The sequence below is a fragment of the Serratia sp. CY74737 genome (assembly GCF_052166775.1).
Taxonomy (GTDB): domain Bacteria; phylum Pseudomonadota; class Gammaproteobacteria; order Enterobacterales; family Enterobacteriaceae; genus Serratia; species Serratia ureilytica.
The window spans coordinates 136,391-156,607 of the sequence record NZ_JBJNOF010000008.1 but is presented as its reverse complement, the minus strand read 5'-3'; the positions used below and the strand labels follow the sequence as shown (position 1 = coordinate 156,607).

Below are 20,217 nucleotides of genomic sequence, written 5' to 3'. Positions count from 1 at the left end.
TTGGAAGTGATGTACGGAGCACAAGAGCAATGAAATTACCGATTTATCTGGATTACTCAGCAACGACGCCGGTTGACCCGCGCGTTGCTGAGAAGATGATGCAGTTTTTGACCCTGGACGGCACTTTCGGCAACCCGGCTTCCCGTTCCCACCGTTTCGGTTGGCAGGCGGAAGAGGCGGTAGACATCGCCCGTAACCAAATCGCCGAACTGGTGGGCGCCGATCCGCGCGAAATCGTCTTCACCTCCGGGGCGACCGAATCCGACAACCTGGCGATCAAAGGCGCTGCCAATTTCTACCAGAAAAAAGGCAAGCACATCATCACCAGCAAAACCGAACACAAAGCCGTGCTCGACACCTGCCGTCAGCTGGAGCGCGAAGGGTTTGAAGTGACCTACCTGGCGCCGCAGAGCAACGGCATCATCAGCCTGCAGGATCTCGAAGCGGCGATGCGCGATGACACCATCCTGGTCTCCATCATGCACGTCAACAACGAAATCGGCGTGGTGCAGGATATCGAAGCGATCGGCGAAATGTGCCGTGCGCGCGGTATCATCTACCACGTTGACGCCACCCAGAGCGTGGGCAAACTGCCTATCGATCTGAGCAAGCTGAAAGTCGACCTGATGTCGTTCTCCGGCCACAAAATTTATGGCCCGAAAGGCATCGGCGCGCTGTACGTGCGTCGCAAGCCGCGCATCCGCATTGAAGCGCAGGTGCACGGCGGCGGTCACGAGCGCGGCATGCGTTCCGGCACCCTGCCTGTCCACCAGATCGTCGGCATGGGCGAAGCTTATCGCATCGCCAAAGAAGAGATGACCGAAGAGATGGCGCGTCTGCGCACCCTGCGCGATCGTCTCTGGAACGGCGTGAAAGATATGGAAGAAGTGTATCTGAACGGCGATCTGGAGCATGGCGCACCGAACATCCTGAACGTCAGCTTCAACTATGTTGAAGGCGAGTCGCTGATCATGGCGCTGAAAGACCTGGCCGTTTCTTCCGGTTCAGCCTGTACCTCCGCCAGCCTCGAGCCGTCCTACGTGCTGCGCGCGCTGGGCATGAGCGATGAATTGGCGCACAGCTCGATCCGTTTCTCCCTGGGGCGTTTCACCACGGAAGAAGAGATCGACTACACCATTCAACTGGTGCGTAAATCCATCGGCCGTCTGCGCGATCTGTCCCCGCTGTGGGAGATGTTCAAGCAGGGCGTGGACATCAATAGCATCGAATGGGCGCATCATTAATTCTCAGGTTTCAGGAGCAAGGTCATGGCTTACAGCGAAAAAGTAATCGATCATTATGAAAACCCGCGTAACGTGGGTTCTTTCGACAACGAAGATCCTACCGTCGGCAGCGGCATGGTAGGGGCGCCGGCTTGCGGCGACGTGATGAAGCTGCAAATCAAGGTTAACGATGAAGGCATCATCGAAGACGCGCGCTTTAAAACTTACGGCTGCGGTTCCGCCATCGCCTCCAGCTCGCTGGTGACCGAATGGATGAAAGGCAAGTCGCTCGATCAGGCTGAAGCGATCAAAAACACCCAGATCGCCGAAGAGCTGGAATTGCCGCCGGTCAAAATTCACTGCTCGATCCTGGCTGAAGACGCCATCAAAGCAGCGATTGCCGACTATAAGAGCAAGCATAGCGCCAAGTAATTTGTCTGAGTCGGCCCGGCCGCGCCGGGCTTTGATGTGAAGTGTGAGGTTGTGATGTCTATTACCATGAGCGACAGCGCTGCGCAGCGTGTTCAGGCGTTTTTGACGAACCGCGGCAAAGGTCTCGGCCTGCGTCTGGGAGTGCGAACTTCCGGCTGCTCCGGGATGGCGTACGTGCTGGAATTTGTTGACGAAGCCAACGATGACGACATCGTGTTTGAAGACAAAGGCATCAAGGTGATCATCGACGGCAAGAGCCTGGTCTACCTTGACGGCACCGAGCTTGATTTCGTTAAGGAAGGCCTGAACGAAGGCTTCAAGTTCAACAACCCGAACGTCTCAAGCGAGTGCGGCTGCGGCGAGAGTTTCAACGTCTGACAGTCCATCGTGCTCCCCCGTTTCGGCGGGGGAACTTCATCCGCTAACGCCCAGAGCACGCTATGGATTACTTTACTTTATTCGGGCTGCCAGTTCGCTACACCGTGGACGGCAGCCTGCTTGCGTCCCGCTTCCAGGATCTGCAGCGCCAATTCCACCCCGATCGTTTCGCCAACCAGCCGGAGCGCGAACGCCTGATGGCGATGCAGCAGGCGGCGACCATCAACGAAGCCTACCAGGCGCTGAAGCACCCGTTAAAACGCGCGGAGTATATGCTATCGTTGCACGGCTTCGATCTGGGCAACGAACAGCATACGATGCGCGACACCGCGTTCCTGATGGAACAGCTGGAACTGCGCGAAGAGCTCGACGCCATTGAGCGCAAGCCGGAGGCGGAAAGCCTGCTGGCCGATTTCGGCGCGCGGCTGGCCGCCTCGGTCAAACAGCGCAGCGCGCTGATGCTGCAGCAGTTGGACAGTGAGCAGTGGGCGGACGCCGCCGACACCGTGCGCAAGCTGCGCTTCTTGGACAAACTCCAGCAACAGGTTGAACAACTCGAAGAAAAACTGCTGGGTTTTGAGTAACACCTTCTGATTCTGATTGTGGAAGCTTCAACATGGCCTTATTACAAATTAGTGAGCCTGGCCTCAGCGCCGCGCCGCACCAGCGACGTCTGGCCGCCGGCATCGACTTGGGCACCACCAACTCGCTGGTCGCCACGGTGCGCAGCGGGCAAGCGGAAACGCTGGCCGACGAACAGGGTCGCCATTTGCTGCCTTCGGTAGTGCATTATCAGGCGGACGCGCAGCGCGTCGGCTGGGAGGCGCGCCAACAGGCGGCGCAGGATCCGGCCAATACCGTCAGCTCCATCAAACGCATGATGGGCCGCTCGTTGGCGGACGTGCAGCAACGTTACCCGAACCTGCCGTACCAATTCCAAGCCAGCGACAACGGCCTGCCGCTGATCGTCACCGCCGCCGGCGCGGTTAACCCGGTCGGCGTCTCCGCCGATATCCTGCGAGCCCTGTCCGCGCGCGCGCAAGCGGCGCTGGAAGGCGAGCTGGATGGCGTGGTGATCACCGTTCCCGCTTACTTCGACGACGCGCAGCGCCAGGGCACCAAAGACGCGGCGCGTCTGGCCGGCCTGCACGTTCTGCGTCTGTTGAACGAACCCACTGCGGCCGCGATCGCCTATGGGCTGGATTCCGGCCAGGAAGGGGTGATCGCGGTTTACGATCTGGGCGGCGGCACCTTTGATATCTCCATTCTGCGCCTCAGCCGCGGCGTGTTCGAAGTGCTGGCCACCGGCGGCGATTCCGCGCTGGGCGGCGACGACTTCGATCACCTGTTGGCCGACTGGCTGCGCGAGCAGGCCGGCGTGGCCGATCGCAGCGACCACGGCGTGCAGCGCCAACTGCTGGATGCCGCCATCGCCGCCAAAATCGCGTTGAGCGATGCCGAGAGCGTGCGCGTCGAGGTGGCCGGCTGGCAGGGCGAAGTGACCCGCGCCCAGTTTGAAGCGCTGATCGCTCCGTTGGTGAAACGCACGCTGATGGCCTGCCGCCGCGCGCTGAAAGACGCCGGCGTCGCCGCCGACGAGGTGCTGGAAGTGGTGATGGTCGGCGGTTCCACCCGCGTGCCGCTGGTGCGTGAGCAGGTGGGCGCCTTCTTCGGCCGCACGCCGCTGACGTCGATCGATCCGGATAAAGTGGTCGCCATCGGCGCCGCGATCCAGGCCGACATTCTGGTGGGCAACAAGCCGGACAGCGACATGCTGCTGCTGGACGTGATCCCGCTGTCGCTGGGCCTCGAAACCATGGGCGGCCTGGTGGAGAAAGTGATCCCGCGCAACACCACCATTCCGGTGGCGCGCGCGCAGGAGTTCACCACCTTTAAAGACGGCCAGAGCGCGATGATGATCCACGTGCTGCAGGGCGAGCGCGAGCTGGTGCAGGATTGCCGTTCGCTGGCGCGCTTCACGCTGCGCGGCCTGCCGCCATTGCCTGCCGGGGGCGCGCACATTCGCGTCACTTTCCAGGTGGATGCCGACGGCCTGCTGAGCGTCACTGCGATGGAGAAATCCACCGGCGTGGAAGCCTCGATCCAGGTCAAGCCGTCGTACGGCCTGTCGGACAGCGAAATCGCCGGCATGATCAAGGATTCGATGGCCAACGCGCAAAGCGACGTGGGCGCGCGCAAGCTTGCGGAGCAACGCGTGGAAGCCGCGCGGGTGCTGGAAAGCCTGCAGGGCGCGCTGGCTACCGACGCCGCGCTGCTGAGCGAGGCGGAAAGCCAGGCGATCGCCGCCGCGACCCAGGCGTTGCAGCAGGCGGCGCAGGGTGAAGACCCCGCCGCTATCGAAGACGCCATCAAAACATTAGATGCACAAACGCAAGATTTTGCCGCGCGCCGCATGGACGCTTCCATTCGCCGCGCGCTGGCTGGCCATTCTGTGGATGAGGTTTAACCATGCCTAAAATTGTTTTCCTGCCCCATCAAGACCTTTGCCCGGAAGGGGCGGTTCTGGAAGCCGAAAAAGGGGAGTCGATCCTCAACGTTGCGCTGCGCAACGGCATTGAAATCGAGCATGCCTGCGAGAAATCCTGCGCCTGCACCACCTGCCACTGCATCGTGCGTGAAGGCTTCGATTCGCTGGAAGAGAGCAGCGAGCTGGAAGACGACATGCTGGACAAAGCGTGGGGGCTGGAGCCGGAAAGCCGTCTGAGCTGCCAGGCGCTGGTCGCCGACGAAGATCTGGTGGTCGAAATGCCGCGCTACACCGTCAACCACGCGCGTGAGCATTAATTGTTAGCCGCAGCGTCAACCCGGAGATCATAATGGGACTGAAGTGGACCGACAGCCGTGAAATCGGCGAAGCCCTGTACGACCAATACCCGGACACCGATCCGAAAACCGTGCGTTTTACCGACATGCATCAGTGGATCTGCGATCTGGAAGAGTTCGATGACGATCCGCAGGCTTCCAACGAAAAAATACTGGAAGCGATCCTGCTGGTCTGGTTAGATGAAGCGGAGTAAATAGCGTAACGGGCTGCCATGGGCGGCCCGTTTATTTTGTATCCGACATACCCGTCGTCTTTCAAACCGCAGCGTTGTTACCTGCACGATCACACCCCAGTCACTTACCTGAGTAAGCTCCTGGGGATGAGATCGCTGGGCGCCTAGCTGCAATTTGAAATCCATAGGGTATGCAATAAAGCCCTAATGAAATAATAAAGGGAACATCCGGAGTAAGAAGGCTATGACAACAGAATTCATGCAGGTCACGCTGTCGCAACAACCTGCCGACGCCCGCTGGGGCGAGAAAGCGCTGCTGAGCACCAACGGCGAAGGGATGACCATCCACCTGACCGGCGCCGACAAGCTGGGCGCGATCCAGCGCGCGGGCCGCAAAATTGACGGCCAGGGCATCAAAAACGTCAAGCTGGCCGGCGACGGTTGGGATTTGGAAAACAGCTGGGCGTTCTGGCAAGGCTATCGCGGGCCGAAAGGGCAGCGCAACGTCGAATGGGCCGAACTGCCGGAAGCCGCGCGTCAGGAGCTGGATAAGCGCCTGAAGATCGTCGACTGGGTGCGCGACACCATCAACATGCCGGCGGAAGAGCTGGGGCCGGAGCAACTGGCGACCCGCGCCGTCGATCTGATGTGCGACGTCGGCTGCGATGCCGTCAGCTACCGCATCACCAAGGGCGAAGATCTGCGCGAGCAGAACTATGCCGGCATCCACACCGTCGGCCGCGGCTCCGAACGTCCGTCGGTGCTGCTGGCATTGGACTTCAACCCGACCGGTAACCCGGATGCGCCGGTGTTCGCTTGCCTGGTCGGCAAGGGCATCACTTTCGACAGCGGCGGCTACAGCCTGAAGCAGAGCGCCTTTATGGACTCGATGAAGGCTGACATGGGCGGCGCGGCCACCATCACCGGCGCCCTGGCGCTGGCGGCGGCGCGCGGTCTGAAGCAGCGCGTGAAGCTGTACCTGTGCTGCGCCGACAACATGGTCAGTGGCGACGCCTTCAAACTGGGCGACATCATTCGTTACCGCAACGGCAAAACCGTTGAGGTGATGAACACCGATGCGGAAGGGCGCCTGGTGCTGGCCGACGGCCTGATCGATGCCGCCGAGCAGAACCCGCAGCTGATTATCGACTGCGCCACCCTGACCGGCGCGGCCAAAACCGCGGTAGGCAACGACTATCACGCGCTGTTCAGCTTCGACGATGCGCTGGCGCAAGAGCTGCTGAGCAGCGCCGCCGCCGAGCAAGAGCCGTTCTGGCGTCTGCCGCTGGCCGAATTCCACCGCAGCCAGCTGCCGTCCAACTTCGCCGAGCTGAACAACGTGGCCGGCCCGGCTTATACCGCCGGCGCCAGCACTGCGGCGGCCTTCCTGTCGCACTTCGTCAAGAATTACCAACAGGGCTGGCTGCACATCGACTGCTCCGCCACCTACCGCAAAGGCGCGGTGGATCAGTGGTCGGCCGGCGCGACCGGTTTGGGCGTGCGCACCCTGGCCAATCTGTTGCTGAGCAAAGCCAAATAATTGAACGCCCGCCGCGGCGGGCGCTAGAATGCGCATTATCTTCGGGGCCCAGCATGCTGGGCCTCGCTATTTGATCCCTGGAGTTTGCCATGAGTTCCCATCATCACGATGCCGCCCCGAGCGAGAACGAGCTTGAACGCCTGCTGAAGCTGGCGGTGACGGAGCCGGCCCACCGTCCGGCGTTCTTCCGTGAACTGCTCGACGCCACGGTGCTGATCCTCGGCGACAGCGAGCAGGTGCAGCAGGACGGCGACATTACGCTGAACGCGGATACGCCGGTCAATATCCAGCATTGGGAAAAGCAGGACGGCGGCAGCATCATTCCGTTCTTCACCTCGCTGGAAGCGTTGCAGAAGGCCGTTGAGGACGAACAGCCGTTCATCGCCATGCCGGCTCGGGTGCTGTTTGAAATCACCCAGGGCGCGGATCTGTTCCTCAACCCGAAGGCGGAATACGGCAAAGAGTTCTACCCGGAAGAGGTGGCGATGCTGCTGGCGACCGGCGGCGTCGTCAAACCGGTGGAGCATTACGTCGACAAAGAGACCCAAATCCTGTTGGGGCAGCCCGAAGAGTACCCGTCGGCGATGGTGGATGCGCTGACCACGCTGTTCAGCCAGCGCAAACCGGTGCGCCGCGCGTTTCTGGCGCTGATGCACGACCAGGCGGCGGACGAGAAGCCGAATCTGCTGATCGGGCTGGAAGTGGATGCAGAACCGGCGGAGATCGAGGCGTTGATCAACGAGGCCGGCAGCGTCGCCAGCGAAACGGCGCCGAATGACGAACCGGTCGATTTCTGCCTGGTGTCGGAGAAAGAGCGCGGCATCAGCCACTACCTGATCGCCCATACGCAGCCGTTTTATCAGCGCCGCTGGGGCAGCTGGCTGCGCAATTTGATCCCGTCCACCGACAAAACCCAGTAACGCGGCGCGTGGTCGGAAATGCCGCAGGAAGATCATATTTTTTTAATGAAATGTTGATTTTCCCGTAGGCAAGCGTTAACGGCGCACATATAATCTGCGCCACTTGAGAAGGCCGGCAACATTGCAGACCGGCCTGTTTTGGAAGTCATACAGAGGCCATCATGACCGTAGAACGTACCTTTTCAATCGTTAAACCAAACGCTGTAGCCAACAACGACATCGGCGCTATCTACGCGCGTTTCGAGCGCGCCGGTTTCAAAATCATCGCCGCTAAAATGCTGCGTCTGACTCGCGAGCAAGCTGAAGGCTTCTACGCTGAGCACAAAGGCCGCCCATTCTTCGACGGTCTGGTTGAGTTCATGACCTCCGGCCCAATCATGGTGCAGGTTCTGGAATCTGAAAACGCCGTGCAGCGCAACCGCGACATCATGGGCGCAACCAACCCGGACAACGCACTGGCCGGCACCCTGCGCGCCGACTACGCGGACAGCTTCACCGCTAACGCCGTTCACGGTTCCGACTCCGTTGAATCCGCACAGCGTGAAATCGCTTACTTCTTCAACGAAAGCGAAATCTGCGCACGTTAATCGTGCCGTTTCTGAGCTGATAGCCAGGCATTCACCGGCTGAAACAATAAAAATGCCCTGAATGCCTTTCAGCCATAGAAACCCGCTACTAAAATTTGTACAATGCCGCGCCCCTGATAAGACGACTTGTCAGGGGCGTGTTTTTAGTGCCGCCACCCGAATCTCGCGGGCTGAAATGCACAACTTACTTTCCATTCTTTAGCGCCATAACGTGTAATAACGAGGCCAGAGATCATTATGTTAGAACCCATCACGTCCGAGCACACCGTGTCTGAAAATAATTCGCTGACTACCCCCTCCGTTAACGTGGAGCAACCGGCTGCGGCCAAAATCAACCTGCTGGATCTGAACCGCCAGCAAATGCGCGAGTTCTTCGCCGAAATGGGCGAGAAACCGTTCCGCGCCGATCAGGTGATGAAGTGGATTTATCACTACTGCTGCGACGATTTCGAGCAGATGACCGACATCAACAAAGTCCTGCGCGGCAAGCTGCAGCGCGTGGCGGAAATCCGCGCGCCGGAAGTGGCGGAAGAACAGCGCTCGGCCGACGGCACCATCAAATGGGCGATCAAGGTGGGCGATCAGCAGGTCGAAACCGTGTACATCCCGGAAGCCGACCGCGCGACGCTGTGCGTCTCCTCGCAGGTGGGTTGCGCGCTGGAGTGCAAATTCTGTTCGACGGCGCAGCAGGGCTTCAACCGCAACCTGCGCGTGTCGGAAATCATCGGCCAGGTGTGGCGCGCGGCGAAGATCATCGGCGCGCTGAAGGTGACCGGCCAACGCCCGATCACCAACGTGGTGATGATGGGCATGGGCGAACCGCTGCTCAACCTGAACAACGTGGTGCCGGCGATGGAAATCATGCTGGACGACTTCGGCTTTGGCCTGTCCAAACGCCGCGTGACCCTGTCTACCTCCGGCGTGGTGCCGGCGCTGGACAAGCTGGGCGACATGATCGACGTGGCGCTGGCCATTTCGCTGCACGCGCCTAACGACACCATCCGCGATGAGATCGTGCCGATCAACCGCAAGTACAACATCGAGACCTTCCTGTCCGCGGTGCGTCGCTACCTGGAGAAATCCAACGCCAACCAGGGGCGCGTCACCGTCGAGTATGTGATGCTGGATCATATCAACGACAGCACCGACGATGCGCATCAGCTGGCGGAAGTGCTGAAAGACACGCCGTGCAAGATCAACCTGATCCCATGGAACCCGTTCCCGGGCGCCCCTTACGGCCGCAGCTCCAACAGCCGGGTGGATCGTTTCTCCAAGGTGTTGATGGAATACGGCTTTACGACTATTGTTCGTAAAACCCGTGGTGACGATATCGATGCCGCCTGCGGGCAACTGGCGGGTGAAGTGATCGACCGTACCAAGCGTACCCTGAAAAAGAAAATGGCCGGGGAACCTATCAACGTACGGGCGGTCTGAATCCTATAGCACCTTTTTTGTTATCTAACAGCCTGTTATGCGAGATGTTGACGCTAATGGGCGTTAGCTGACGGCCGATAAGGAAATGAATGCGGGCATGAAGCTGAAACTGTGGGGTGTGTGGCTGGCGGTCGGGTTGTTGGCCGGGTGTTCCGGCTCATCGCCGGAAAAGGAAGCACAGGTCGCTGAGGCGGGCCAGACGCGGTTGCAGCTGGGGCTGGAGTACCTGCAGCAAGGTGACATGGACGCCGCGCGCCAGAACCTGGAAAAGGCGCTGGACGCGGCCCCGCAGGATTACCGCACGCAGTTGGGCATGGCGCTCTACGCGCAGCGGATCGGTGAAAACGCCGCGGCCGAACAGCGTTATCGGCAAGCGCTCAAACTTGCGCCGGGCAATGGCACCGTACTGAATAATTACGGTGCGTTTCTTTGCAGTTTAGGGCAGTATGTACCGGCGCAACAGCAGTTTAGCGCTGCGGCGCTGGCGCCCGATTATGGTCAGGTCGCCGACAGCCTGGAAAACGCAGGTTACTGTTTTCTCAAGGCCGGACAAAACGATGAAGCGCGCACGCTGTTGAGCCGCGCGCTGAAAGTCGATCCGGACAAAGGCGCTCCGCTGTTGGCGGAGGCCGAAAAGCAATTTGGAGAAGGGAAGCGCGCCCAGTCGCAACTTTTATTGGATGTTTATCAGCATGTTCTGCCGGCTAGCGCCAGCAGCTTATGGTTACAGATTCGTTTCGCCGCGTTAGCCGGCCGTCAGGATAGCGTTCAACGCTATGGCAAGCAGTTAGCGCGAAGTTTTCCACAATCCAAACAGTACCAGCAGTTCTTAGCTAATGAATACTGAAGCCTCCCAAGATAAAACCGTATCCATGACGACGGGCCAGCGCCTGCGTCAGGCCCGTGAGCAACTCGGGCTGAGCCAACAGGCCGTTGCAGAACGCCTGTGTCTCAAAATGTCCACCGTGCGCGATATCGAGGAAGACAGCGTGTCCGCTGACCTCGCGTCCACCTTCGTGCGCGGCTACATCCGTTCCTACGCCAAGCTGGTGCATTTGCCGGAAGACGAACTGCTGCCGATGCTGGCCAAGCAGGCACCGTTGAAGATGGCGAAAGTGGCGCCGATGCAAAGCTTCTCGCTGGGCAAGCGCCGCAAGAAACGCGACGGCTGGCTGATGAGCTTCACCTGGCTTATCGTGTTCGTGGTGATTGGCCTGACCGGCGCCTGGTGGTGGCAAAACCACAAGGCGCAGCAGGAAGAGATCGCCACCATGGCCGATCAATCCTCCGCGCAGCTTTCACAGAATAACGAAGGGCAGTCCGTGCCGCTGACGGACGGCAACGCCGACGCCGGCACCAACGTGCCGTTGACCGACAACAGCGCCGCGCCGGCCGATACCGGCGCAGCGGCTCAGGCGCCGGCGGCGACCGCCCAGACGCCGGGCGCGGCTCAGCAACAGCCTGCCGTGGTGTCGCCAAGCCAGACCACCCTGCCGGAAACCGCGCCGGCGGCGCAATCGCCGCTGCCGACCGCCGATGCGGGCGTGGCTGCGCCGGCGGCCGATCCGAACGCGCTGGTGATGGATTTCTCCGCCGACTGCTGGCTGCAGGTGACCGACGCGAGCGGTAAAACGCTGTTCAGCGGCACCCAGAAGCAGGGCGGCAAGCTGAACCTGACCGGCACTGCGCCGTACAAACTGACCATCGGCGCGCCGGCGGCAGTACAGATCCAGTATCAGGGTAAACCGGTTGATTTGAGCCGGTTCGTTAAGTCAAACCGTGTTGCTCGCCTGACCGTCGCCGCGCAGTAATCGCGCGGCCCCGGTCGTGATGTCAGAGCAGCAATGGAGAGTAAGTAATGCATAACCAAGCGCCCATCAACCGTCGAAAATCTACACGCATTTACGTCGGCAAGGTGCCTATTGGTGATGGCGCGCCGATTGCCGTGCAGTCGATGACCAACACCCGTACCACCGATGTTGAAGCAACGGTTAATCAGATTAAAGCGCTGGAGCGCGTGGGCGTCGACATCGTCCGCGTTTCGGTTCCTACCATGGACGCCGCCGAGGCGTTCAAGCTGATCAAGCAGCAGGTCAACGTGCCGCTGGTCGCCGATATCCACTTCGATTATCGCATCGCGCTGCAGGTTGCCGAATACGGCGTGGACTGCCTGCGCATCAACCCGGGCAACATCGGCAACGAATCGCGCATTCGCTCGGTGGTGGACTGCGCCCGCGACAAGAACATCCCGATTCGCATCGGCGTCAACGGCGGTTCGCTGGAGAAAGATCTGCAGGAAAAGTACGGCGAACCTACGCCGGAAGCGCTGCTGGAATCCGCCATGCGCCACGTGGATATCCTCGATCGCCTCAACTTCGACCAGTTCAAGGTCAGCGTCAAGGCATCGGACGTGTTCCTGGCGGTGCAATCCTACCGTCTGCTGGCGTCGCGCATCGATCAGCCGCTGCATCTGGGCATCACCGAAGCCGGCGGCGCGCGCAGCGGGTCGGTCAAGTCGGCCATCGGCCTGGGCATGCTGCTGTCTGAAGGCATCGGCGATACCCTGCGCATCTCGCTGGCGGCGGATCCGGTCGAAGAGGTGAAGGTCGGTTTCGATATCCTGAAGTCGCTGCGCATCCGCGCGCGCGGCATCAACTTCATCGCCTGCCCGACCTGTTCGCGTCAGGAGTTCGACGTGATCGGCACGGTGAACGCGCTGGAGCAGCGCCTGGAAGACATCATCACGCCGATGGACGTCTCGATCATCGGTTGCGTGGTGAACGGCCCGGGCGAAGCGCTGGTGTCCACCATGGGCGTGACCGGCGGCCACAAGAAGAGCGGCTTCTACGAAGACGGCGTGCGCCAGAAAGAGCGTTTCGACAACGAACAGATGATCGACCAGCTGGAAGCGAAGATTCGCGCCAAGGCCGCGATGATGGACGAAAGCAACCGTATCACGGTCAATCTGCTGGAAAAATAAGCGTTATCGCTACACGGCGGGCCTGTTGGCCCGCTTGTTTATGCACCTGAAGGGCGGAAAACCGCATCCGCGTTGAATACCGGGCGGCAAAGTCCCTATAATCAGGTTCATTTTTACAGACAACGGACAGAGAACTCACGTGGCAAAGAACATTCAAGCCATCCGCGGCATGAACGACTACCTGCCGGAAGAAACGGCATTATGGCAGCGTATTGAAGGCACCCTCAAGCAGGTGCTGGGCGGCTACGGTTACAGCGAAATCCGGTTGCCGATTGTAGAGCAGACCCCGTTATTCAAACGCGCGATCGGCGAAGTGACCGACGTCGTGGAAAAAGAGATGTATACCTTCGAAGACCGCAACGGCGAAAGCCTGACGCTGCGTCCGGAAGGGACGGCCGGCTGCGTGCGCGCCGGCATCGAACATGGTCTGCTGTACAATCAGGAACAGCGTCTGTGGTACATCGGCCCGATGTTCCGCTACGAGCGCCCGCAAAAGGGCCGCTATCGCCAGTTCCATCAGCTGGGCGCGGAAGTGTTCGGCCTGCAAGGCCCGGATATCGACGCCGAGCTGATCCTGCTGACCGCCCGCTGGTGGAAAGCGCTGGGCATCGCCGAGCACGTCAAGCTGGAGCTTAACTCCATCGGTTCGCTGGAGGCGCGCGCCAACTACCGCGACGCGCTGGTGGCGTTCCTGGAGCAGCACGTCGAGGTGTTGGACGAAGACTGCAAACGCCGCATGTACAGCAACCCGCTGCGCGTGCTGGACTCCAAGAATCCTGAGGTGCAGGCGCTGCTGAACGACGCGCCGCGCCTGTCCGAGTACCTGGATGAAGAATCCCGTGCTCACTTCGCCGGTCTGTGTGAACTTTTGGCGCAGGCAGGTATCCCATATACCGTTAACGAGCGCCTGGTGCGCGGTCTGGATTACTACAACCGCACCGTGTTTGAGTGGGTGACCACCAGCTTGGGCGCGCAGGGCACCGTCTGCGCGGGCGGCCGTTACGACGGTCTGGTCGAGCAGTTGGGCGGCCGCGCCACTCCGGCGGTCGGTTTCGCCATGGGCCTGGAGCGTCTGGTGCTGCTGGTGCAGGCGGTCAACCCGGAATTCAAGGCGCCGTCGGCTATCGACGTGTACGTCATCTCTTCCGGCGCGGGCACCCAGAGCGCGGCGATGCAGCTGGCTGAACAGGTGCGCGACGCGGCGCCGCAGCTGAAGCTGATGACCAATTACGGCGGCGGCAACTTCAAGAAGCAGATCACCCGTGCGGACAAATGGGGCGCGCGCATCGCGCTGATCCTGGGCGAGAGCGAAGTGGCGGCGCAGCAGGTGGTGGTGAAAGACCTGCGCAGTGGTGAACAAGAAACGCTGGCGCAAAGCGAAGTCGCTGCGCGTCTGGCTTTGATGTTAGGTTAAGGAGAAGGACACCGTGGAAGTCTATACCACTGAAAACGAACAAGTCGACGCACTGCGTCGGTTCTTTGCCGAGAACGGCAAAGCGCTGGCGGTGGGCGTGGTGCTCGGAATTGGTGCCCTGGTTGGCTGGCGTTACTGGCAGAGCCATGAAAACTCCAACATGATGGCGGCATCGCAATCCTATCAGGAAGCCAGCGATCGTCTGGCGGCCGGCAAGCCGGATGACGTGGCTGCCGCAGAGAAATTTGTCCAGGCCAACGGCAACAGCTACGGCGTACTGGCCGCGCTGCAGTTGGCCAAGCACTTTGTCGAACAGAATGATTTCGCCAAGGCGGAACAACAATTGGCGCTGGCGCAGGGCCAGACCAAAGACGACAACCTGTTGGCGATGATCGACCTGCGTCTGGCGCGCGTCCAGCTGCAGGAGAAAAAGCTGGATGAAGCGCTGAAAACGCTGGATGGCGTGAAAGGCGAAGGCTGGGCGGCGATGATGCAGGATGTGCGCGGCGATGTGCTGCTGGCCAAGGGCGACGCCAAGGGCGCGCGCGAAGCTTACAGCAAAGGCATTGAGTCCAACGCTTCTCAAGCGCTGCAGGTTCTGCTGCGCATGAAATTGAATAACTTGTCCAGCTAAGGGGAATTCCCATGCAATTGCGTAAAACACTCTTGGTCGGACTGGTTTCCGCTGCCTTGCTGAGTGGTTGCTCGCTGTTTAACAGCGAAGAAGACGTGGTTACCATGTCGCCGTTGCCGAAAGTTGAAAATCAGTTTACGCCGAACAAGGCGTGGAGCACCTCGGTGGGCGACGGTATCGGTGAGTATTACTCCCACCTGCGCCCGGCCTATCAGGACAGCACCATTTACGCCGCCGATCGCTTCGGCATCGTGAAAGCGATGGACGCCGACAGCGGCAACGAGAAGTGGAAGGTCAATCTTTCCGAGAAGACCGGCTTCTTCTCCAGCAACCTGTCTGCGCTGCTGTCGGGCGGCCTGACGGTTGCGGGTGACAAGGTTTACGTCGGCAGCGAAAAAGCGGTGGTTTACGCATTGAACACCGCCGACGGCGCCATCGCCTGGCAGACCAAAGTGGCCGGCGAAGCGATCTCCCGTCCGGTTGTCAGCGACGGCATGGTGTTGGTGCATACCTCCAACGGCATGCTGCAGGCGCTGAACGAAGCCGACGGCGCGGTGAAGTGGACGGTTAACCTGGATATGCCTTCGCTGTCGCTGCGCGGTGAATCCGCGCCGGCCGTCGCCTTTGGCGCCGCCATCGTCGGCGGTGACAACGGCCGCGTCAGCGCCGTGCTGATGCAGCAGGGCCAACTGATCTGGCAACAGCGCATTTCTCAGCCGAGCGGCGCGACCGAAATCGATCGCCTGAACGACGTGGACACCACGCCGGTGATCGTTGACGGCGTGGTCTACGCGCTGGGTTACAACGGCAACCTGACGGCGCTGGATCTGCGTTCCGGTCAGATCATCTGGAAACGCGAGCTGGGTTCGGTGAATGATTTCATCGTCGACGCGGGCCGCATCTACCTGATCGACCAGAACGATCGCGTGGTGGCGCTCAGCACCGAAGGCGGCGTGACCGTGTGGACGCAAAGCGATCTGCTGCACCGCAACCTGACGCCGCCGGTGATGTATAATGGTTATCTGGTGACCGGTGACGCCGAAGGCTATCTGCACTGGGTCAACACCACCGATGGCCGTTTTGTCGCCCAGCAGGAAGTGGACAGCTCCGGCTTCCTGTCTGCGCCGATGGTGGCCGGCGACAAGCTGGTCATCCAGGCTCGCGGCGGGAAAGTTTACGCTTTCACCCGCTAACGCCGCTCGTCGTAACCCTTCTTGCACCCGAATGATTTCGGGTTGCAGCCAGGCGGCAAGCGCATGAGTCCTCGGGAGCTTAGTGAGCTAAGTGACCTAGGCGAAGGTGCGCAGACAACGCCGCTGTGGCGCGAAAGATGAAGGGGAAAACGGCTCCTGAATGTTCAGGGGCCGTTTCGTATTTTATAAGCTGCATCGCTGGTGTCTATCCACAGTGCAGTAACGCATTGATTATTAAGTAATGAGGCTTCAACAATGATACCTGTCGTCGCGCTGGTCGGGCGCCCGAATGTGGGTAAATCCACCTTGTTCAACCGTTTAACCCATACGCGTGATGCGCTGGTGGCGGATTTCCCGGGGCTGACGCGTGACCGCAAGTATGGTCGTGCTGAAATCGAAGGCAATGAATTTATCATCGTCGATACCGGCGGCATCGACGGCACCGAAGACGGCGTCGAAACGCGCATGGCCGGTCAGTCGCTGCTGGCGATCGAAGAAGCGGACATCGTGCTGTTCATGGTCGACGCCCGCGCCGGCCTGATGCCGGCGGATCAGGGCATTGCCCAGCACCTACGCAGCCGCCAGAAGGCGACCTTCCTGGTAGCCAACAAGACCGACGGTCTGGATCCGGACACCGCCACCGCTGATTTCTATTCGCTCGGCCTGGGTGAAGTGTTCGCTATCGCCGCTTCTCACGGCCGCGGCGTGACCCAACTGATTGAACACGTGCTGGTGCCGTTCGTGCCGGAAAAACCGGAAGACGTCGAACTGACCGAGGAAGAGGCCAACGCCGCTTACTGGGCCGAGCAAAACGGCGAAACGCTGGAAGGCGAAGAAGACGAAGAGCCGGAAGAAGCGTTCAATCCGCAGGATCTGCCGATCAAACTGGCGATCGTCGGCCGCCCGAACGTAGGTAAGTCTACGCTCACTAACCGTATCCTCGGCGAGGAGCGCGTGGTGGTGTATGACATGCCGGGCACCACCCGCGACAGCATCTACATTCCGATGGTGCGCGACGAACGCGAATACGTGCTGATCGACACCGCCGGGGTGCGCAAACGCGGCAAGGTGACCGAAACCGTCGAGAAATTCTCGGTGATCAAGACCCTGCAGGCGATTGAAGACGCCAACGTGGTGCTGCTGGTGATTGACGCGCGTGAAGGCATCTCCGATCAGGACCTCTCGCTGCTCGGCTTTATCCTCAATAGTGGGCGCTCACTGGTGATTGCGGTCAACAAGTGGGACGGCATGAGCGAAGAAGATCGCGAGCACGTGAAAGAGATGCTCGATCTGCGTCTGGGCTTCGTCGACTTCGCGCGCGTGCACTTTATTTCCGCCCTGCACGGCAGCGGCGTCGGCAACCTGTTCGAATCGGTACAGGAAGCCTACGAGTGCGCAACCCGTCGCGTAAACACCTCGATGCTGACCAAAATCATGCAGATGGCGGTTGACGATCACCAGCCGCCGTTGGTGCGCGGCCGCCGCGTGAAGCTGAAATACGCCCACGCCGGCGGTTACAACCCGCCGATCGTGGTGATCCACGGCAACCAGGTCAGCGATCTGGCCGATTCGTACAAGCGCTACCTGATGAACTACTTCCGTCGCTCGCTGAACGTGATGGGGACGCCGATCCGCATCCAGTTCAAAGAGGGCGACAACCCGTTCGCCGGCAAACGCAACCTGCTGACGCCGACCCAGATGCGTAAGCGCAAACGCCTGATGAGCCACCTGAAAAAGAGCAAGTAATCGCTCATGAGGGGCGCGGCAGTGATGCCGCGCCCCTTTTTTATTGGCCCGAAATCGTTTTATTATCTGAAGATTACCTCGCCTGCCTGAAGGAACACCATGTCCTGGGAAACCTGGAGTTTTGCGTTTAACGTCACCGTGCCGAATCTGTTGATGATGCTGCTGGGGATCCTGCTGCGCCATTGGCGCCTGATGGATGACCGCTTTGTCGACGGCGCGACCCGCCTGGTGTTCAATCTGGCGCTGCCGTGCCTGCTGTTTTTCAGCATCGCCACCAACCACCCGCAGCTGCTCGGCAACCTGCCGCTGGTGCTGTTTGGCGCGGTCGGTACGCTGGCGACCTTCCTGCTCTTGGAGCTGGCCGCCAAGTGGCTGGTGAAAGAGCCGCGTGAGCGCGGGGTGTTCGTACAGGGCGGTTTCCGCGCCAATACCGCCATCGTCGGCCTGGCCTACGCCATGACCGCCTATGGCAGCGAAGGCATTGCGCTCGCCTCGCTGTACCTGACGGTGACGGTGATCCTGTTCAACATACTGTCGGTCATCACCCTCACGCGCAGCCTGCAGGGCGGGCAGGGCAAGAAAATCAGCCACCTGTCTTTGCTGCGCAGCATCGTTACCAATCCGCTGATCATTGGCCTGGTGTGCGGGCTGCTGTATGCGCAAACCGGGCTGGGCATCCCGGCCGTGATCCGCCAGACCGGCAGCTATATTTCCGCGCTGTCGCTGCCGCTGGCGCTGCTGTGCACCGGTGCCAGCCTGGATTTTCGCGCCATGTTCCGCTCGTCCAACGTGGCGGCGCTGTCGTCGGCGGCCAAGCTGTTTCTGGTGCCGTGTCTGATGACGCTGGCCGGCTGGCTGTGCGGGTTTCAGGGGGCGGCGCTGGGCATTATCTTTCTGTTTTCCGCCACGCCGACCGCTTCGGGCAGCTATGTGATGACGCGCGCCATGGGCGGCAACGCCACGCTGGCGGCCAACATTATCGCCATCACCACCGTCGGTTCGTTTTTCACCACCGCGTTGGGGATCTATTTCTTGCGCTCATGGGGCGCGATTTAACCAGGAGTCGTTATGGAAGCGCACTGTCCGCACTGCCGTCAGACCATGAAGTGGGTAGCGGGTCACTACCATTGTGAAGCCTGTCAGCACGATTATCGGCAGCTGGCGAGCTGCCCGGAGTGCGGGCAGCCGCTGCAAGAATTGAAAGCCTGCGGGGCGGTGGATTACCTGTGCCAGAACGGGCACGGGCTGATCTCCAAAAAACGGGTTAATTTCAGCTATCAGCCGCTGTAAGCCCTCACTCATCCACCTGGCCGGTTTTCCACAGATCCACCAGCGCCTGCGGCGCGCTGCTTTCCGGGATTAACAGCACAATCTCAGTGCTTAGGGTGGGGCTGGTGTAGTTAATTTGCACGCGGTAGTAGCGCTGGTCGCCGCAGCCGGGGGAGGTGGGCTGGCCTTCTTCCTGCGCATAGGGCAGCGTCTGGTTCAGCAACTGATTCAGGCGCTGCCGCTGCTCCGGCGTGATGTCGGCCAGCGCGATGCGGCGCTGGCCCGCCAGTTTGGGAATGTAGGCGAAGCCTCCCTCGCGCGCCAGCTCAATGACCGTATCCTGATTGAGCGTCGGCAGCGGTTTCATTATTCCACCCCCACTTGATGCCAGGCTTGCTGCACCTTGTCCGCCACGCTCTGGTCGAAACGCGCTAGCGCATGTTTCACCGTGGCGCGGGCGAAGGTGGCGAAGTCGGCGTTTTGCGGCAGTGCTTTGTCGCACACCGTGTCATACCAGACGTAGCCGGCTTTCTCCCAGGCGAAGCCGCCCAGCGCCGTCGCCGCCAGGTAGAAGGCGCGGTTGGGGATGCCGGAATTGAGGTGCACGCCGCCGTTGTCTTCCTTGGTCTGGATATAGTCCTTCATGCTGGCGGGCTGCGGATCTTTGCCCAGCAGCGGATCGTCGTAGGCGGTGCCGGGTGCCGACATCGAGCGCAGCCCTTTGCCTTTGATGCCCTTGGCGAGCAGCCCGGCGCCGATCAGCCAGTCGGCTTTATCGGCGGTTTGCTGCAGGTGGAACTGCTTGACCAACGAGCCGAACACGTCGGACAACGACTCGTTGAGCGCCCCGGACTGCTGGTAGTAGATCAGCCCGGCTTCGCTCTCGGTCACGCCGTGCGCCAGCTCGTGGCCGACCACGTCGATGGCAATGGTGAAACGGTTGAAGATCTCGCCGTCGCCGTCGCCGAACACCATCTGCTGGCCGTTCCAGAAGGCGTTCTGGTACTCCTTGCCGTAGTGCACGCTGCCAACCAGCGGCAGCCCCTGGTTATCCAGTGAATTGCGGCGGTAGGCCTGCCAGAAGAAATCGTAGGTGACGCCGAGATAGTCGTAGGCCTCGTCCACCGCCACGTCGTGGTTGCTGGGCTGGCCCTCTTTGCGCACCTGTTTGCCGGGCAGCTGGGTGCCGTTTTGGGCGTCGTAGATATCGCGGAGCGCTTCGCCGGCTCGGGCATTTTTCTCGGTCGGCGAACGCAGCGGCTTGTTGCCGAGCAGGCTTTGCACGTGGTTCAGCGTGTGCAGCGCGCAGTCACGCTGCGGGGCGTTGCCGTGTTCAATGATGCGGCGCAGCATGTAGGGAGGAATGACGGAACGCATGCGCTGGGCTGGCATAGTGGCTCTCCTTAGGCAAAAATTTTACCTCATCGAATGAATGCACTGTGCCTAAGTG

At 60.6% G+C, this 20,217-nt stretch carries 22 protein-coding genes; 20 read left to right on the top strand and 2 right to left on the bottom strand.

Going from position 1 to position 20,217, the window contains the following annotated elements:
* The first annotated feature begins 29 nt into the window (after window positions 1–29).
* The 20 genes from iscS to ACJ8PE_RS13455 all read left to right on the top strand — a co-directional run bounded on the left by iscS (window position 30) and on the right by ACJ8PE_RS13455 (window position 18,788).
* Window positions 30–1,244 carry a cysteine desulfurase gene (gene iscS / locus ACJ8PE_RS13550; RefSeq protein WP_015378780.1) on the top strand — a complete coding sequence of 405 codons (1,215 nt, stop codon included), beginning with the start codon at window positions 30–32 and terminating at the stop codon, window positions 1,242–1,244.
* Between the two features lie 24 nt (window positions 1,245–1,268).
* A complete protein-coding gene (iscU, locus tag ACJ8PE_RS13545; protein WP_004941408.1) occupies window positions 1,269–1,655 on the top strand; it encodes a Fe-S cluster assembly scaffold IscU in 387 nt (128 codons plus the stop codon).
* A 54-nt stretch (window positions 1,656–1,709) separates the two neighbouring features.
* Window positions 1,710–2,033 carry an iron-sulfur cluster assembly protein IscA gene (gene iscA / locus ACJ8PE_RS13540; RefSeq protein WP_004941410.1) on the top strand — a complete coding sequence of 108 codons (324 nt, stop codon included), beginning with the start codon at window positions 1,710–1,712 and terminating at the stop codon, window positions 2,031–2,033.
* Between the two features lie 62 nt (window positions 2,034–2,095).
* Window positions 2,096–2,617, top strand: a complete 522-nt coding sequence (hscB, locus tag ACJ8PE_RS13535; RefSeq protein ID WP_197760242.1) for a co-chaperone HscB — start codon at window positions 2,096–2,098, stop codon at window positions 2,615–2,617.
* Window positions 2,618–2,649: 32 nt separating this feature from the next.
* A complete protein-coding gene (gene hscA / locus ACJ8PE_RS13530; RefSeq protein ID WP_197760241.1) occupies window positions 2,650–4,500 on the top strand; it encodes a Fe-S protein assembly chaperone HscA in 1,851 nt (616 codons plus the stop codon).
* 2 nt (window positions 4,501–4,502) lie between these two features.
* The gene (gene fdx, locus ACJ8PE_RS13525; protein ID WP_004941417.1) at window positions 4,503–4,838 is read left to right on the top strand and encodes an ISC system 2Fe-2S type ferredoxin; all 336 of its coding nucleotides are present in this window, start codon (window positions 4,503–4,505) and stop codon (window positions 4,836–4,838) included.
* Between the two features lie 32 nt (window positions 4,839–4,870).
* Window positions 4,871–5,071 (top strand): Fe-S cluster assembly protein IscX, encoded by a 201-nt coding sequence (gene iscX, locus ACJ8PE_RS13520; protein WP_006327336.1) that lies wholly within the window; start codon window positions 4,871–4,873, stop codon window positions 5,069–5,071.
* Window positions 5,072–5,294: 223 nt separating this feature from the next.
* Window positions 5,295–6,590: an aminopeptidase PepB gene (gene pepB / locus ACJ8PE_RS13515; RefSeq protein ID WP_197793456.1), complete on the top strand. Its 1,296-nt coding sequence runs from the start codon at window positions 5,295–5,297 to the stop codon at window positions 6,588–6,590.
* A gap of 89 nt (window positions 6,591–6,679) precedes the next feature.
* The gene (gene sseB / locus ACJ8PE_RS13510; RefSeq protein WP_033644091.1) at window positions 6,680–7,510 is read left to right on the top strand and encodes an enhanced serine sensitivity protein SseB; all 831 of its coding nucleotides are present in this window, start codon (window positions 6,680–6,682) and stop codon (window positions 7,508–7,510) included.
* Between the two features lie 161 nt (window positions 7,511–7,671).
* Window positions 7,672–8,097, top strand: coding sequence for a nucleoside-diphosphate kinase (ndk, locus tag ACJ8PE_RS13505; RefSeq protein WP_004941424.1), 426 nt, complete (start codon window positions 7,672–7,674; stop codon window positions 8,095–8,097).
* 237 nt (window positions 8,098–8,334) lie between these two features.
* On the top strand, window positions 8,335–9,531 hold the full coding sequence (locus ACJ8PE_RS13500) for a bifunctional tRNA (adenosine(37)-C2)-methyltransferase TrmG/ribosomal RNA large subunit methyltransferase RlmN (RefSeq protein ID WP_004941426.1): 1,197 nt from the start codon (window positions 8,335–8,337) through the stop codon (window positions 9,529–9,531).
* 97 nt (window positions 9,532–9,628) lie between these two features.
* Window positions 9,629–10,378 (top strand): type IV pilus biogenesis/stability protein PilW, encoded by a 750-nt coding sequence (gene pilW / locus ACJ8PE_RS13495; protein ID WP_033644344.1) that lies wholly within the window; start codon window positions 9,629–9,631, stop codon window positions 10,376–10,378.
* On the top strand, window positions 10,368–11,342 hold the full coding sequence (gene rodZ / locus ACJ8PE_RS13490; protein WP_033644090.1) for a cytoskeleton protein RodZ: 975 nt from the start codon (window positions 10,368–10,370) through the stop codon (window positions 11,340–11,342). The genes pilW and rodZ overlap by 11 nt, the downstream gene beginning before the upstream one ends.
* Window positions 11,343–11,389: 47 nt before the next feature.
* On the top strand, window positions 11,390–12,511 hold the full coding sequence (gene ispG, locus ACJ8PE_RS13485) for a flavodoxin-dependent (E)-4-hydroxy-3-methylbut-2-enyl-diphosphate synthase (RefSeq protein ID WP_016929756.1): 1,122 nt from the start codon (window positions 11,390–11,392) through the stop codon (window positions 12,509–12,511).
* Between the two features lie 139 nt (window positions 12,512–12,650).
* Window positions 12,651–13,925 carry a histidine--tRNA ligase gene (gene hisS / locus ACJ8PE_RS13480; protein WP_025303909.1) on the top strand — a complete coding sequence of 425 codons (1,275 nt, stop codon included), beginning with the start codon at window positions 12,651–12,653 and terminating at the stop codon, window positions 13,923–13,925.
* A gap of 13 nt (window positions 13,926–13,938) precedes the next feature.
* Window positions 13,939–14,559 carry a YfgM family protein gene (locus ACJ8PE_RS13475; protein WP_033635592.1) on the top strand — a complete coding sequence of 207 codons (621 nt, stop codon included), beginning with the start codon at window positions 13,939–13,941 and terminating at the stop codon, window positions 14,557–14,559.
* Window positions 14,560–14,570: 11 nt separating this feature from the next.
* Window positions 14,571–15,752 carry an outer membrane protein assembly factor BamB gene (gene bamB / locus ACJ8PE_RS13470; protein ID WP_046687651.1) on the top strand — a complete coding sequence of 394 codons (1,182 nt, stop codon included), beginning with the start codon at window positions 14,571–14,573 and terminating at the stop codon, window positions 15,750–15,752.
* Between the two features lie 255 nt (window positions 15,753–16,007).
* Window positions 16,008–17,498 (top strand): ribosome biogenesis GTPase Der, encoded by a 1,491-nt coding sequence (gene der / locus ACJ8PE_RS13465; protein ID WP_004941442.1) that lies wholly within the window; start codon window positions 16,008–16,010, stop codon window positions 17,496–17,498.
* Window positions 17,499–17,597: 99 nt separating this feature from the next.
* Window positions 17,598–18,554: an AEC family transporter gene (locus ACJ8PE_RS13460; RefSeq protein WP_060424926.1), complete on the top strand. Its 957-nt coding sequence runs from the start codon at window positions 17,598–17,600 to the stop codon at window positions 18,552–18,554.
* A 12-nt stretch (window positions 18,555–18,566) separates the two neighbouring features.
* Window positions 18,567–18,788, top strand: coding sequence for a zinc ribbon domain-containing protein (locus ACJ8PE_RS13455; protein ID WP_060441129.1), 222 nt, complete (start codon window positions 18,567–18,569; stop codon window positions 18,786–18,788).
* A 4-nt stretch (window positions 18,789–18,792) separates the two neighbouring features.
* On the opposite strand, the gene ACJ8PE_RS13450 is transcribed toward ACJ8PE_RS13455, so the two are convergent.
* Window positions 18,793–19,134, bottom strand: coding sequence for a protealysin inhibitor emfourin (locus ACJ8PE_RS13450; RefSeq protein ID WP_033635587.1), 342 nt, complete (start codon window positions 19,132–19,134; stop codon window positions 18,793–18,795).
* Complete coding sequence (locus ACJ8PE_RS13445; RefSeq protein ID WP_049194908.1) at window positions 19,134–20,159, bottom strand: M4 family metallopeptidase; 1,026 nt, start codon at window positions 20,157–20,159, stop codon at window positions 19,134–19,136. The genes ACJ8PE_RS13450 and ACJ8PE_RS13445 overlap by 1 nt, the downstream gene beginning before the upstream one ends.
* Window positions 20,160–20,217: the final 58 nt, after the last annotated feature.

Excerpts from the sequence above, each read along its gene's own strand:
- iscX (WP_006327336.1), top strand. The coding sequence starts at position 4,871 with ATGGGACTGAAGTGGACCGACAGCCGTGAAATCGGCGAAGCCCTGTAC.
- ACJ8PE_RS13445 (WP_049194908.1), bottom strand. The coding sequence starts at position 20,159 with ATGCCAGCCCAGCGCATGCGTTCCGTCATTCCTCCCTACATGCTGCGC.
- ACJ8PE_RS13455 (WP_060441129.1), top strand. The coding sequence starts at position 18,567 with ATGGAAGCGCACTGTCCGCACTGCCGTCAGACCATGAAGTGGGTAGCG.
- iscA (WP_004941410.1), top strand. The coding sequence starts at position 1,710 with ATGTCTATTACCATGAGCGACAGCGCTGCGCAGCGTGTTCAGGCGTTT.
- pepB (WP_197793456.1), top strand. The coding sequence starts at position 5,295 with ATGACAACAGAATTCATGCAGGTCACGCTGTCGCAACAACCTGCCGAC.
- ACJ8PE_RS13460 (WP_060424926.1), top strand. The coding sequence starts at position 17,598 with ATGTCCTGGGAAACCTGGAGTTTTGCGTTTAACGTCACCGTGCCGAAT.
- iscU (WP_004941408.1), top strand. The coding sequence starts at position 1,269 with ATGGCTTACAGCGAAAAAGTAATCGATCATTATGAAAACCCGCGTAAC.
- bamB (WP_046687651.1), top strand. The coding sequence starts at position 14,571 with ATGCAATTGCGTAAAACACTCTTGGTCGGACTGGTTTCCGCTGCCTTG.
- iscS (WP_015378780.1), top strand. The coding sequence starts at position 30 with ATGAAATTACCGATTTATCTGGATTACTCAGCAACGACGCCGGTTGAC.
- pilW (WP_033644344.1), top strand. The coding sequence starts at position 9,629 with ATGAAGCTGAAACTGTGGGGTGTGTGGCTGGCGGTCGGGTTGTTGGCC.
- hscA (WP_197760241.1), top strand. The coding sequence starts at position 2,650 with ATGGCCTTATTACAAATTAGTGAGCCTGGCCTCAGCGCCGCGCCGCAC.
- ndk (WP_004941424.1), top strand. The coding sequence starts at position 7,672 with ATGACCGTAGAACGTACCTTTTCAATCGTTAAACCAAACGCTGTAGCC.
- ACJ8PE_RS13500 (WP_004941426.1), top strand. The coding sequence starts at position 8,335 with ATGTTAGAACCCATCACGTCCGAGCACACCGTGTCTGAAAATAATTCG.
- sseB (WP_033644091.1), top strand. The coding sequence starts at position 6,680 with ATGAGTTCCCATCATCACGATGCCGCCCCGAGCGAGAACGAGCTTGAA.
- ispG (WP_016929756.1), top strand. The coding sequence starts at position 11,390 with ATGCATAACCAAGCGCCCATCAACCGTCGAAAATCTACACGCATTTAC.
- rodZ (WP_033644090.1), top strand. The coding sequence starts at position 10,368 with ATGAATACTGAAGCCTCCCAAGATAAAACCGTATCCATGACGACGGGC.
- hscB (WP_197760242.1), top strand. The coding sequence starts at position 2,096 with ATGGATTACTTTACTTTATTCGGGCTGCCAGTTCGCTACACCGTGGAC.
- der (WP_004941442.1), top strand. The coding sequence starts at position 16,008 with ATGATACCTGTCGTCGCGCTGGTCGGGCGCCCGAATGTGGGTAAATCC.
- fdx (WP_004941417.1), top strand. The coding sequence starts at position 4,503 with ATGCCTAAAATTGTTTTCCTGCCCCATCAAGACCTTTGCCCGGAAGGG.
- ACJ8PE_RS13450 (WP_033635587.1), bottom strand. The coding sequence starts at position 19,134 with ATGAAACCGCTGCCGACGCTCAATCAGGATACGGTCATTGAGCTGGCG.